The following is a 14281-nucleotide window of genomic DNA, read 5'->3' on the forward strand; positions in this document are numbered from 1 at the left end:
TTCGGAGTGTTGTAGTTTGATTTCAAAAAAGAAAAACGGCAGTATTAAAATTATTTATTTTACTCATATAAAAAAACAACCAAAAATGCCAGAAAAAGCCATTTTACAATTACAGGGTAAATCCTACGAAATTGATACGGTGGAAGGAAGCGAGCACGAAGTTGCTTTGGATATAGAAAAATTAAGAGCAGAAACAGGCTTAGTAACCATTGATATAGGATATAAAAATACTGCCTCTACATACAGTTCCATTACATTTTTGGACGGCGAAGCGGGTATTTTGCACCATCGCGGCTATTCTATTGAAGATTTGGCAGCCAAATCCAGCTTTTTAGAAGTAGCCTATTTGCTCATCTACGGCGAATTGCCTTCCAAAGAACAATACGAAACTTTTTGTTCTAGCATTATGCGCCATACTTTGGTACACGAGTCTATCAAAAAGTTTTTAGACGCCTACCCCACCAACTCCCACCCGATGGGTCAATTGAGTTCGGTTATCGGCTCTTTGTCTGCATTTTATCCCGATTCCTTACACCCCTTGCGCTCACCGCAGGAAACCGACCTCACTATTATTCGTCTGTTGGCAAAAATGCCTACAATGGTGTCGTGGATTTTCAAAAAGTCAGTCGGACATCCGGTTAATTATCCGAACAACAAATTGGATTACGTTTCTAATTTTCTGTATATGTTTTTCGGTGTGCGCCCCGAAGAGTATGAATTAGACCCCGTAATGGTGGATGCGATGAACAAGCTCCTCATTTTGCACGCCGACCACGAGCAAAACTGCTCCACGAGTACAGTGCGCATGGCGGGTTCTTCGCACGCACCTTTATATGCTTGTATTTCGGCGGGCATTTCGGCGTTGTGGGGTTCGCGGCATGGCGGTGCTAATCAGGCAGTAATAGAAATGCTCAGAAATATTGCCGCCGACGGGGGCAATGTGGATAATTATCTGGCAAAAGTAAAAGACAAAAAACAAGGAGCCTTGCTGATGGGCTTCGGGCATCGCGTGTATAAAAACTTTGACCCGCGCGGCAAAATCATCAAAAAAGCCTGCGATGATGTGCTCAATAAATTGGGCATACACGACCCGCTTTTGGAAATAGCAAAAAAATTAGAAGAAGCTGCCCTCAAAGACGGCTATTTTGTAGAGCGCAAGCTGTATCCGAATGTAGATTTCTATTCGGGCATTATTTACCGCGCTATGGGCTTTCCGGTAGATATGTTTACGGTACTCTTTGCATTGGGACGCTTGCCGGGCTGGATAGCACACTGGCGCGAAATGATGATGGAAAATCAGCCTATTGCACGTCCGCGTCAGATTTACACAGGTGCTACTTCTCGCGCTTATGTAGATATGAACAAAAGATAAGCGGCGCATTTTATTGATAGTTGATACAGTGGAAGATAAAAAAAGAGCGGTTGTTTTTTTAAAACAACCGCTCTTTTTATTTTCATCAGGCAGATGTATTGAACCTGCCAATTTTTATGTTTCTGATAAAAATTAAAAATTCAACACGTCATTGTTATAAAATATAAAACAATTTTACCGTTGAAAACTCAATCTCTTTCTTTCTTTTATTGCTTAATAATTTTTTCTGCAAAAATTTCATCTTCCGTAATAATATACAACCAATATACACCCGCCGCTTGTGCTTGCAGTTGATGAATATTTTGTGTGCCCGTTTTCAGCGTTTGTGTAAATATCAACTTGCCTTGTATATCGTAGCATTTCAGCAAGGCGGCGGCTGTTCCTTTGTGATGCACATAAAAGTTTGTGTTGAAAGGATTGGGATATAGCTCAAATATCGCCGTCGGACTGAGGGTGGTGATGCCGGTAAATACTTGTATATTTTGGCAAAAATTGATGTTTTGTCCGCACAGATTCACGGCAGTTAAGCATACTTCGTAGTTGCCGTCATCAACAAACTGATGTTCTGGGTTTTGTTCGCTGCTGTTGCTGCCATCGCCGAAGTTCCATTCCCAATCTGTAAAAGTACCCACTGTTTGTGCCGCGAAAGTAGCTACACCGTTGCCACCCACTGTGCTTTCAAACAAGAGGCTTTGTTGGGAGCAATCCACCGTTATATTTTGGCAGGCAGTTTGCTCGCCACAGATATTGCTCGCGGTGAGGCATATTTGATAAGTACCCGCCGCCGCAAAAGTATGTTGCAAATTAGTGCCGCTGCTGCCATCTCCGTAATCAATAACAAAATTGCTGAAGTCGGAAGAATTATTGGAAAGCGAAACGCTCAGATATTGTTGGTTTTGTATGGACAAACCCACCTGCGGCAGCAAACAGGTAACATTGATGGTTTGGCAATATTGAGCGGGATTATCGCAACTGTTTTGAGCCGAGAGACACACTTCATAAGTACCTTCCTGTGCAAAAGTATGTGTAACAATTGCGCCCATCTGTACAACCGTGCCATCGCCGAAATCCCACATTAAAGTATTGTAATTGGTAGAGCCTTCACCATTAAAAGTAACCTGCAAATTATTGTTAGTGCTCACATTGTAATACGCCGAAGCGTTGGGCTGTATCGTTATAAAGTCGGTATCGGTATGCGAGATATTTTCATTGCCGTTGCTCACCGTAAGCGATACGCCGTAGTTGCCGCTGTTGCTGTAAATTACCGAAGGGGTGCTGATATTGTTGGCGGTGAGGAGGGTAGCTCCTGAAAAATCCCACTGCCACGCATTGGGCGAGCCGTTACTGTTGTCGTAAAAATAAATCGTATCGCCTACGCAAGCCACCTGCGAAGATGCCGTAAAAGCAGCAATCAGTGCGGTAGTATCGTTGTTGATACAAAAATCAATTTGCGCGGAGCAGCCTTCTCCATCGGCATTATACATACAATCGCCAAAAACACCGCCTATCTGCTCCACCAAAGCACCGTTGTTGTACAGTGTAAAATTGCCGTCATCTTCAACAAACTCTGTAAAATTGCTCAAACCATCTCCCCACGAATCGTACAAATATAAACTATAGCAGCCTTCACTCAAACAATATTCTTTATCAATCAGTATATTATTTGCAAAACCTTCTTCTGTTAAAACAACTTCATTGAGTTCATCGGTAATTTCAAAAGAAATTTCATTGCCATAATTATCGGTTGCCAACTCAATAGCAATAGAATTTCCGTATATCACTTCAAAAGCATTGGTTTTTTCGTTGTTTTGAAGATTTTCATCACTCATACCATTTAAAGCGGCAATTTCTACGCTGTAAATGTGCGCATCGGGCATTATATTGGATAGCACAGGCAAATTAATTTCTTGGATTTGACCTTGTGTGAGATAACCGTTCCACACGAAGGTTTGTATTTCCTGTGCATCTAATTGAATGTGGAATAAAATTTGGGTGAGCGGATTAATACCCATATTTTTTACTTGTGCTTTTGGAGTAAAGGTGTTTTCATTGCAATAATTTCCCTGCGGTTCATTAATAAATAAAAGGCTGGCATCTAATTGCAAAGGAGTAGCATTACAATATTCTCCATCGGTCATAATAATATCATTGTCGGGGTTGAGCCAATCTTTTAAGCGCGTACCGGGGGTTTGTCCGTTGTTCCACGAAATATTAAAACGACCATAAATATCCGATTCTTCGGGCGTAACGCAGGAAGCCCCACCGCCGTAGAGTTGTCCTACAATACGATGGTTTTGGTCGTAAAGCGGCGAGCCGGAAGAGCCGGGTTCGGTGGTGCCGTCGTCCCATACCATTTCCCAAAAATTATCGCTTTCCACCGCAGGATTATAATCAAAAGTAATTTTTTTAATATCGCCCGCCGGATGGTGAATGGCGGTCATTGCCGTACCTGCTACATTTTGTGCCGACCAACCCGAATAAAAAATATTGTAAGCAGCGGGAATGGGTTCAGCGAGTTCCAACAAAGTAAAGTCGCTGTTGGCAGAAGTAGCCCGCAATATAGCTCCCGATACAGTTTGGTCTGTAGGTCCATCGGCGTTTGTACAAGAAGGGCTTTCGTAGTTGAACATAAATATCCAATTCTGCATATTGCTATCGTTGCAATGGTTGGCGGTCAAAAAATAGGGCGTACAATCTTTGCGTATGTTGCTCAATATTGCACCTGTGCAACCTCTGAAACCCCCACTTAAAATTAAGGCTACAGAAGATTTTTCCTGTTGCCAATCGGCAGCTTCTGGGCAATTAACGTTGTTGTTGCAAGTACCTGAATCTCCGTAATCTTTTTGTTCGTGATGATAAAAATCGCGGTAGCCGTGCACCGCTTTTGAAACATTAATAATTCCCTGTCCGGCAACTGCCGCAGGCTCATAATATTCCAGCACACAATAATCGCCTTTTACCAAGCCAGTGGCAAAAGTTTGATAGCTTTTATTGTTAAAATTTGTAAAAGCTCCTAAAATACTGTTGAGTTCTTTGTTGTATAAAAAGAAAGTAGCACCTTGCGGCAAATAAAAATGAGAATACTGCAAATTGATAGATGTGGCACCTTCGGCACTAATAGCGCAACGCCACAAACGGTCGCCGTTGGGGAGCATTTCCCATAAACCCGCATTTTGCAAAGTAATATCAACGGCTATTTCTTTTCCAAAACGGTAAGGTTTGCCTTTTTCATTATAATATATTTTATCTTCTTCCATCAATTGCGCTACATCAACAGCAGGCAAAGGAACAGAAGGAATTTCTTGCGATAAATAGGACTTCTCAAAACTATAAGGCACCCCGCCCTGACTGACCTGCGCCTGTAAAGAAGATATATGGAGTGATAAAAATAAAACGATGATTTCCCAAAATTGGATTTTTTTCATATCAAATCAGAATAAAATAAACTAAAAAATAAAGGGCTAAATATAAAGCTAAAAAATAGAAGAAAATTCATGATTTTTGCAATCTGTATAAAAATTGCTATTTCTGTATATCATTTTTTTTGTATGAACGGGCGAAAGATATGGGCGATAGGTTGTTTTTTGTGGTCTGCACAATTTTTACAGGCACAAACAGAAACGGTGGCATCTTCTTTGAGAGCCATACCGAACCACACCGAAATTGGCACTGCTGCTCCTTTTGAGCTGCGCATAGAAAGCCGCACACCTGCTGCTGCATCGGTGCAGTGGAAATCTTGGGGCGAGCGATTGGATACTTTTGAAATCGTTGAAAAAACACCTGTAGAAACCCGCGACTCCGGTGATTGGGTTATCGAGAGCCAAACACTCACGCTCATGGCGTGGGATAGCGGTTATCACGTCATTAAGCCCCTGATACTTGCCACTGCACAAGGCGACACGCTGCGCAGTAAAGCCCTCTTGATACAAGTAGCACCGCCGCCGCAAGTGGATATCAATCAAGCACCACGCCCCTTAGCACCGCCCTTAGCAGTAGCGCGCGACTGGTGGGGCTTATTGAAAAATTTTATACGCTCGTATGGGTTATACATATTATTAGTTGCCGCCGCCTTGTGGTGGTTTTTTCGCCGCAAAAATCGCACTCCAAAACCGCTTGCACCCGTATCTGCGCCGCCTGCGTCTGTATATACACCAAAAGAGAATGCACTGTCGGCACTCAAAAAGCTATCTCGCCAACAACTTTGGCAAAAAGGCGAAGTAGAACAACATTACATACAACTTTCGGATATTGTGCGTACTTATATAGAAACACGCTTTGAATTACCCGCCCTTGAATCCACGACCGCCGAAATTATACAGTCGGTCAAACGCCACACCACCATAGAACCCTTGGCGGCGGAGCGGCTGCGCAAAATGCTCTTGCTTGCCGATATGGTAAAGTTTGCCCAAACACAACCCGACCTCAGCGACAACGAAAGAAGCATTCAGGACATAGAGCGTTGGATAAAAGCCGCCGATATTCGCCAACGAAAATAATAAACGGGCAGTGCTTACAATTTGGCGGCACGCAGCACACTTTCTATTTGGCGCACACGGTCGCGCTTTTTGAGGTTAGGTACAAACAAAAACGCATCTAATACCACAATGCGCTCGCCATCATCAATTATATAATTAACAAAAGGACCGGCGGTGCTTTCGCGGGTCATTTCCCACTGTCCGCGAACTTCGAGTGCATTGCGCCCACTGATTTGGAGGGGGGTTACAAAAAAACGTTTGGTGGTATCGCTGCGCATATAAGAGCCTTCGGTTTCGCTTTTTACCAAACGCTTACCCAAAGTGTCGCGTACAGCTAAGGCTTGTTTGAGTGTAAAAGCAGCACCACTTTTTTTGGAAGCAGTATAAAGCAAATAATTATCTACTTCGCCGTTTGCCAGCTCGCGACGATACCACCCTGCATTGCCTTGCTCGGCAGCCGGCTGATAGCCTTTGGGAAGGTTGATATAAATGTTATATTTATTGCCGATGCGGTCTTGTTTTTCTTTATCCTCACCGCCCGAAATTTCCACCGAAAGGGCTTTTTTATCTTCTACCACATTGAGCATAGCTACCACATCGCGATGATAGCGCAGCAGATTATTCAACAAACTGTCTTTCTGTTCGCCGTAAATGTAGATAATTTGCTGAGGGTCGGCGTATAAATTGCTTTTAATGGTCATAAAATCGCGGATAAGTGTATTGGGCGTATTTTTTATTGCCGCCGCTTGCTGTGACGCTTCATTTTTTTGGCTCAAATCCGCCACCCACAGTATGGAGTTCGCTTTTTTGTGTTGCTGCTCAAAGGTTTGAGGCGTTGCATAAATAATATCAAAGGTGGGTTCGTGGAGCGTAAGCCCCTGAAAAGAAGCGTTCAATGCTGCGCGTATTGTTTTGCCGATGGTGTCGTTTTCCCATAAATCTTTTTCCATTACCACCACTATTTCATTTACAGCATAGGCGGTTTTGATATGAGTGGCGGCAGAGGTGGTTTGTTGTTTAGGGGTGCTTTCTTTGCAGGCGTTTAAACTGATGCCTATCCCAAAAAGAACAATAAAGCAAAAAAGTGTGCGCATATATAAAAAAAAATGAATAAACAAATTGAAGTGCGAAGTTACATTTAATTGCTTGTATTTGTAAGGCTATACCCCACGAATTACATTGATTTTTACACAAAAAAACCTCCGACTATGCAAGTCGGAGGTTTTTTGTACATAAAAAAGATAAATTTATAAAGCAGTTGCCGAAAATCCTTTGTTGAGCTGTAAGCCGCCGCCCCAATAACCCGGGTCGCGTGCGCCTTCGTGGATATTCGTGAAGCGTTTGTGGATAATATTGCGCTGAGTGCCATTATACAAAAAGATATAAGGAACTTCATCGTGTAATATTTCCTGCATACGATAATAGAGCAATTTGCGTTTTGCGGGGTCTAATTCGCGGTTAATATCTTCAATGAGGCGGTCGCTTTCGGCATTACCAAAGCCTACATAATTGCTGCCGCCGTTTTGAGAGGTGGTATGAAAAATTTGTTTCATATCACTCGGGCGTGGGTCTTGCACCCAAGCACCATAAAACATATTGATTTTTCCTTTTTTCAAATTTTCCAAATATACGCTCCAATCCATCGGTACTACTTCTATTTCTATCCCTACTTTGCGTGCTTCTTCTTTCAAAGCCAAACCCACTTTTTTACGAATGTCGTTGCCTTGATTGAAGTTGAATATCAATTTAAAATCGGTTGTTTTACCGTTGATTTTTTTATCTACAATACCATTTCCATCGCTATCTGTCCAGCCTGCTTCTGATAGCAATGTTTTAGCTTTTTGAGGGTCAAAGGCATAAGGCTGGATATTTTTATCATAATTCATAGTATCCAACGGGGAGATAGGTCCAATGGTGCGCGTTTGAAGATTATGCAAAATTTTTGCATTAATATTATCGGCATCTATCAAATGAGCCAAAGCCTGCCGCACTTTTTTATCTTGCAAAAGCGGCGATTTTGTATTCAAGCCGATGTAGGAATAGCTGATAAGTGGCGGGTTGGATTTTTGGAAGTTTTCACGCAATTTATCCGACTCATCAATTTTTACCCACTCGTCAGGGGGCAAAGCGTGAACAATATCCAATTTTTCACCTTTGGCGGTGGTGATTGCCGTTGGAAATTCATTGATGGTTTCAAACACTATGCGCTGAGGTCCTTTATCAAACATAAAACCATTGTTGCCACCTGCGAGTTTATCGCCCCACCAATTGGCTTTGCGCTCCAAAATAATGCGCTGGTTGGTGTTCCATTGCGAAAAGGCATAAGGACCGGAGCCGTTGATAAATCCTTTTTCGCGCGAGTATTTGGTATCGTTGTATTCTTTAGCAAATTCTTCTGCTTTGGTGCCGGCGGGCATTTTTCCGGCAGCAAAATCTTTCAGTTTAACATCTTTCATCAAACTTTTGCGGTCGTATAAATGCTCTGGGATAATCCATATATCATTACCGGTAACGTGATCCCACAACATATAAGGCTCGTCCCAAATAAAAGAAAACTTCATCGGATTGCTTGGGTCGTACTGAAAATCAACCACATGCTCTATGTAGGGACGAAGCGTGGGGGCATCTACTTTTTTATTGAGTACCGCCATAAAGCTAAACTCTACATCGCGTGGTGTAATGGGCTTTCCATCGTCCCAGGTCATGCCGTCACGAAGTTCATAATTAATTTTCATGGCGGGTTTTCCGTTGAGTTCTATATTTTCTACAGTAGGCAATGCCTTTGCCATCCAGGGCATCAGTTGCAAAGTAGTAAAATCAATTTCAAGGAGTTTCTGCATCATATAGCGTTTGATTTCAGAGCCTTGCGAATCACTGATATTCGTAGGGTGCAGTCCCTGCGCATCAGACAAGCTATGTATCACTACTTGGTCTTTGTATTCTTTGTTGCCGTCACCACCGCCGACATCGCTTTTGCAAGCAGAAAAAGAAATAAACATTTGCGCCAGCAAGCAAAATGTAACTGCCGACTTGGTGCATCTAAAATTTGTTTCATGTAAAAAAGAAGAGGTTTGGTTGGTTGTATATATCGTAAAAAAAACGTTTGGAATAGAGTTTATTATATCATGCAAAGATTAAAAGTAGTACAATATTTTAATAAAAACATACAAAAAAGGTTAAATAAAAAAAGCCTGACAGAAGAACTCCGTTAGGCTTTTAGAATTTTTTCCAAAACATTAAAATGACAAATTATAAAAAATTACCTGTGAATTCATAGAATATAGAATATTAAATGAAGGTCACATAAATGATGATATAGTTTTTAAAAACGGTAAAAAAGTAGCTCTTACTTTTGGTGCAATGCCTACTTTTTCAGAAAAAACAATAAATATTAAAAACGAGGACAAGACATAGGTGGGAAGCCGCGTCTGCCGCGAGGTTCGCACATGGCCTCATAAATCAGCGACAACTCAATACCGCCTTGTCCCAAAGTAGCAACTTTCAGGTCGGATATATTAATATCATACGACAAACCGAAACGGAAACTATTGTATTCCAAACCTGCCAAAATAATAAAGGCATCTTTCACACGATAAGAACCGCCCAAATATACAGCAGAGCCACTGCTGCGGTCGCGGGAGTTACCGTCGAATCTGTAACCCAACAAAGCACCTATGTTCAACTCCTTTGCACCGGCTTGTGCCATATAAATAAAGTTAGGCGAAATACTGAAATTATCGGTTGGTAAGAAATTAGCACCGCCGTGTACTACCAAACGCGAATCCAATTTGTTGTCGGTATCGCCTAAAAATGATTCATTCGGCTTGGTGAGGTGAAACATCGCACCGCCAATATAGAAGCCGAAATTATCCATTGGCGCGCCCGAAAATATCATACCTGCTCTGAAATCGCCAAAGCTGATAGAAGGATTATCTACAGCTTCGCCATTCGGCTGATTGGGGTCAAAGCCTGTTCCGATAAATTGATTTTCAAAAGATATTTTAGAAAAATCCAAACTTTTGTGCATCAACCCGCCCTGTGCACCCACCGAGAGGCGGTAGTTGGCGCGTTTGTCAAATGCTTTGTGATAAGCCACCGATGCCATAAAAGTAGTGGTATTCAAAGAGCCATAGCCGGCGCGGTCGTTATAAAACATAGCACCTACGCCGAGGTGGTCGGCGGTATTGCCGATTTGCCCGCGCAACAACACCATATCATACGAAGCGGATACTGTGGAGTAAGGAGCCAAATCAGAATACTGATTGCGATAGTTGGCAGCACCGCGATAGCAGCCGTCCATCAAGCCCGTAAGTGCGGGATTGAGTGTAAGCGGCGATGCGTAGAACTGCGAGAAGTGAATATCTTGGGCAAAAACAGTAGCACCAGACAAAGCAATAGCCACAGTAGCTATTAAGGAACGTACATATTTTCTCATATCAAAACAATAAAGTTAAAGTATTGCAAAAATTAGTATAGGGTGTATGACAATAGTTTATAGGGTACAATAATAACAACTTTTTTAATTAGTTGTATAATTAAGAAATTTTTTAACTTAAAAAACTAAAAAATAATGATTAAAAAGCCAATCTATGACATAAGAGGCTTCAAAAATAAAAGATGCTGCCTTACTTTTTAACAAAATGATATATTTTTTTTAAAATATAGGGCAGATGATTGCGCCGATAAACGGAATAAGGGCAATTTTTTGCACCAAAACTTTCATAAAAACGCGCCACACCCGCCACTGCCGAGCCTTCAAAGTCTAAATAGTCGGCTTGTTGGGCATAATGCCGGATTACTGCATCTATTATCGCAAACATCGCTCCAATTTGTTTACCTTCCGGCGATACGGCGGGCAACAAATTATAAACACGCTTGGGGTCGCGGGCAAAAAAGGCAGCAGCTACCACCTCTTTTTTTGTATTGCAGGCTTGCCATATTTCGCCTTTTTGGTGCTGTATGCAAGTATTGATAATTTGTTGAGCGAGTTGATAATAAGAGGCGGGCAGACGAAGGTCGGTGTTTTTGGCGGCATAAAACAAACGAACCGGCAGTTGGGCATCTTCATTTTTGCCGATGATGAGGTCGGCGGCAGCGGCTTTGCGCAGTTGCCGAATGGTATGTTTGGCATAGTGGCGGCGTATATTTTCGTAAGTATCTGCCAAATGCAGTTCGTAATTGGGCATCAGCTGAAAATATTTTCCGGCGTAAATAGAGGAATTTTTTATATTGGCATAATTAAAATGAGTGGTGAATAACCTAAAATCTTTGGGAATGGAAGCTACAAATAGCTCAATAAAAGTTGGTGTAAGCGGAACAGTAGAAAAAACGCCTAATTGCTGTGTAAAATAAGGCTGAAATCCGGTGAGTAAGCCCCATTTTCGGGCAAAAGGCAAAGGCATCACCGCTTCGTAGTCGCCATATACTAAAGCATGCCAGCGTTGCTGTGTCACCACATCTAAATACCACGAATAACCGTAGAGCAAACTATTGGAGGCAGCACTGATGCAAGCGTCCCAGCGTTGTCGGTCTATATCGTTGTGGTGCAAATAGCGAATAGTATTCATTCCCTGCAAAAATGATGCGACTGCAAAGTTAGCAGAATTTCCCCACCGCTACATGCTTAATGGCAGCTTATCTGTCCGCCACTTTTTGATACACCCTGCCGTCTATCGTAATCCGTTGATTTTTTTGGTCTATTGCCACCTGCTGCACAAAAAAATCGGGTATATCAATAGCCTGCTCTTGTTGTACTTTCATCTCCAAAGTGAGCAAACTCTCCACTTCGCGCACAATACTGTAAGTGCCGCGCACCAAAAACTCCGGCGGTGCACCGTGCATTTCAAATTCATTTTCGGTGAATAAATAAGTAAATTGCCACGCTTCGCCTTCGGGCGTAGTACCTTTCAGCTGCCAAGTACCCAGCAAATAGCGGCGATTGAAAATATGATTGTGGCGATTGACGGAATTAAAATAATACACAGCCATTGCCACCAATGCCATCACATGCAACAAAATCAAAAAAGCTCCCAATACACGATTACTCACCCACCACAACAGTATTAAATGATACAACATATAAGGTTTCTTCTTTTAAAGCAAATAAAAACAAAGCACAAACATCATCACCCCGAATACCGACAGCAATATATCTATGATGATAATCTAAAACAACAAGTAGCAAGCAAAATGGTTATTATCCTGTAAAAAAGCAGACAAAATGTGCCGCTTTGCCGTATTTTGTTGCAAATTTGCACCAAAAGGGAATTATAAAACAGGCAACCCTGCATTTATATATAAATTCTACTTTGATATTTCTTGTTTTTACCGTTTTTTAATCAATGAAAAAAATATTTCTTTTAATGAATATCATCGCTTTCAGCAGTGCCGTTGCACAGCCGGCATCTCATCTTTTTAAAGGATTTTTAGCTGCCAACGACTCGGTGGAAGTTCCTTTTTATTTTACATGGCAACGCTCCCTTGATGGCAGCACCGACCAAATTACGATACACAATGCCGAAGAGCGCATCAAAGCTCTGCAAGTACAACGCTACGGCGATACGCTGTTGCGCTGGACAATGCCTGTGTTTAATTCTACGATAGAAGCCAACATAGAACAAAAAGAGGAGGGTTTTATGCCTTTGGTGCGTATGCAGGGCACTTTCCGCGACCCGCTCCGCAGTGCCGACTATGTGATTCCTTTTCGTGCAGTGGAGGTAATTGAAAACCTTGATAACGGCGGTATCGCCGCTGCCTTGGTGATGCCGCAGGTAGCCGGCAAATGGTCGGTTACTTTCAGCCCCGCCGACAGCACCCAAAGCAGCACCGCCATTGCCGAAATAAAACAAGATACCATAGGAAAAAACATCAGCGGCACATTGCTCAGTGCCACCGGCGATTTCAGATATATGAGCGGCGAAATAAAACCCGACGGCTCTTTTTTTATGTCGTGCTTTGATGGCGCACACGTTTTTTTGTTGAAAGGAATGATGGAAAACGACCGCATCAAAGGCAATTTTTATTCGGGCAAACACTGGCAAGAACCCTTCGAAGGCATGCGAGACGAAACGGCTGCTCTGCCCGATGCCTACCATATCAGCTATGTCAAAGAAGCCGCTACGCCTTTGCAAATGAATTTGCCCGATGCTTTTACCGGAAAAATAACCACACTCAACGATGCGCCTTTTGCCGGAAAACCTGTTGTTATTCAAATCTCCGGCACTTGGTGTCCGAATTGTATGGACGAAACCGCCCTGCTCGCCCAGCTATATCCCGAATACGCCGACAATGTGGAGTTTTGCGCGGTATTTTTCGAACGCCCCGATGATATGGAGGTGGTGCGCCGGCAGTTAGCCAGCTATCAAAGTTATTTTCATATACAATATCCCGTTTTGTATGGCGGCAAAGCAGGCAGAAAGTACGCCAACGAAGCATTTCCGCAGCTCAACGAAATAGCCTCTTTTCCTACCACTATTTTCTTGGACAAAAATCATCAGGTATATAAAATACACAGTGGTTTTAGTGGACCTGCTACTTCGGCGTATAATGATTTGGTGATAGATTTTCGGCAGCTTTTGGAAGAAATTGGCAATCGTTAATATTTTTTCTCTATGTGATTTTTTTTAAAAAAAATAATGCTGCAACATTTTTATAAATATCAGGGAGCGGGAAACGATTTTGTAATGATAGACAATCGTTTGCAAACGCTGCTGCCCGACAAAACCCGCTTTGCGCGTTGGTGTCACCGCCGTTTTGGAGTAGGTGCTGATGGGGTTATTTTGCTCCAGCAGCACCCCGACTACGATTTTGAAATGCGTTATTTCAACGCTGACGGCGGAGAAGGCTCTATGTGTGGCAACGGCGGGCGTTGTGCGATTGCATTTGCGCAGCATTTGGGTATTATACAGCAAAAAACCATTTTTTTGGCAACAGACGGCACACACGAAGGCGAGTTTTCGGAGCATATTATTTCGCTCAAAATGAACAAGGTGCAACAATGGCAAAAGCGGCAAAACAGCGATTTTGTATTGGATACCGGCTCGCCGCATTATGTGCGTTTTGTAGAAAATGCAGCCGCTATTGATGCCTTTGCTTTGGGAAAATCTATTCGCTACTCGCCCGAATTTGAACAAAAAGGTATTAATGTAAATTTTGTACAACAAACAGCTACTTGCACGCTGCAAGTGCGCACCTACGAGCGTGGCGTGGAAGACGAAACTTTTGCCTGCGGTACAGGTGTTACAGCAGCAGCGATTACATCGGCACTTTTGCAACAACTTCCAGAAGGCAACCACACTTTTGATTGCCACACACAGGGCGGTTTGCTAAAAGTGTCGTTTGTGTATGCAGATGATGCCTTTTCGGAGATATGGCTGCAAGGCGGTGCAGAGCGCGTATTTGAAGGAACTATTTTCGGGTAATGAATTATCAAAAA

The 14281-nt window shown here is 42.6% G+C and carries 10 protein-coding genes; 4 read left to right on the plus strand and 6 right to left on the minus strand.

The features are described from left to right. Nucleotides 1-85: 85 nt before the first annotated feature. The gene (locus IPL35_09095; GenBank protein MBK8443549.1) at nt 86-1372 is read left to right on the plus strand and encodes a citrate synthase; all 1287 of its coding nucleotides are present in this window, start codon (nt 86-88) and stop codon (nt 1370-1372) included. Nucleotides 1373-1578: 206 nt separating this feature from the next. Here the strand turns inward: IPL35_09095 and IPL35_09100 are convergent, their stop codons facing one another. Then, the gene (locus tag IPL35_09100) at nt 1579-4797 is read right to left on the minus strand and encodes a PKD domain-containing protein (GenBank protein MBK8443550.1); all 3219 of its coding nucleotides are present in this window, start codon (nt 4795-4797) and stop codon (nt 1579-1581) included. A 123-nt stretch (nt 4798-4920) separates the two neighbouring features. Here IPL35_09100 and IPL35_09105 point away from each other — a divergent pair, with 123 nt between their 5' ends. Further along, complete coding sequence (locus IPL35_09105) at nt 4921-5868, plus strand: hypothetical protein (GenBank protein MBK8443551.1); 948 nt, start codon at nt 4921-4923, stop codon at nt 5866-5868. 14 nt (nt 5869-5882) lie between these two features. On the opposite strand, the gene IPL35_09110 is transcribed toward IPL35_09105, so the two are convergent. From IPL35_09110 to IPL35_09130, 5 genes are all read right to left on the minus strand, one after another. After that, the gene (locus IPL35_09110; protein MBK8443552.1) at nt 5883-6941 is read right to left on the minus strand and encodes a DUF4837 family protein; all 1059 of its coding nucleotides are present in this window, start codon (nt 6939-6941) and stop codon (nt 5883-5885) included. Between the two features lie 153 nt (nt 6942-7094). Then, entirely contained in the window at nt 7095-8846 is a 1752-nt protein-coding gene (locus tag IPL35_09115) for a hypothetical protein (protein MBK8443553.1), read from the minus strand. A gap of 392 nt (nt 8847-9238) precedes the next feature. Continuing rightward, a complete protein-coding gene (locus tag IPL35_09120) occupies nt 9239-10282 on the minus strand; it encodes a PorP/SprF family type IX secretion system membrane protein (protein MBK8443554.1) in 1044 nt (347 codons plus the stop codon). A gap of 190 nt (nt 10283-10472) precedes the next feature. Beyond that, the gene (locus IPL35_09125; protein ID MBK8443555.1) at nt 10473-11414 is read right to left on the minus strand and encodes a GNAT family N-acetyltransferase; all 942 of its coding nucleotides are present in this window, start codon (nt 11412-11414) and stop codon (nt 10473-10475) included. A gap of 67 nt (nt 11415-11481) precedes the next feature. Continuing rightward, entirely contained in the window at nt 11482-11925 is a 444-nt protein-coding gene (locus tag IPL35_09130) for a hypothetical protein (protein ID MBK8443556.1), read from the minus strand. Between the two features lie 263 nt (nt 11926-12188). Between IPL35_09130 and IPL35_09135 the strand changes: the two genes are divergently transcribed. Together IPL35_09135 and IPL35_09140 are read left to right on the plus strand one after the other, a co-directional pair. After that, complete coding sequence (locus tag IPL35_09135; GenBank protein ID MBK8443557.1) at nt 12189-13445, plus strand: TlpA family protein disulfide reductase; 1257 nt, start codon at nt 12189-12191, stop codon at nt 13443-13445. Nucleotides 13446-13481: 36 nt separating this feature from the next. Next, nucleotides 13482-14267, plus strand: coding sequence for a diaminopimelate epimerase (locus IPL35_09140; GenBank protein ID MBK8443558.1), 786 nt, complete (start codon nt 13482-13484; stop codon nt 14265-14267). The last annotated feature ends 14 nt before the right edge of the window (nt 14268-14281 follow it).

Source organism: Sphingobacteriales bacterium (assembly GCA_016711285.1).
Classification (GTDB): domain Bacteria; phylum Bacteroidota; class Bacteroidia; order Chitinophagales; family UBA2359; genus JADJTG01.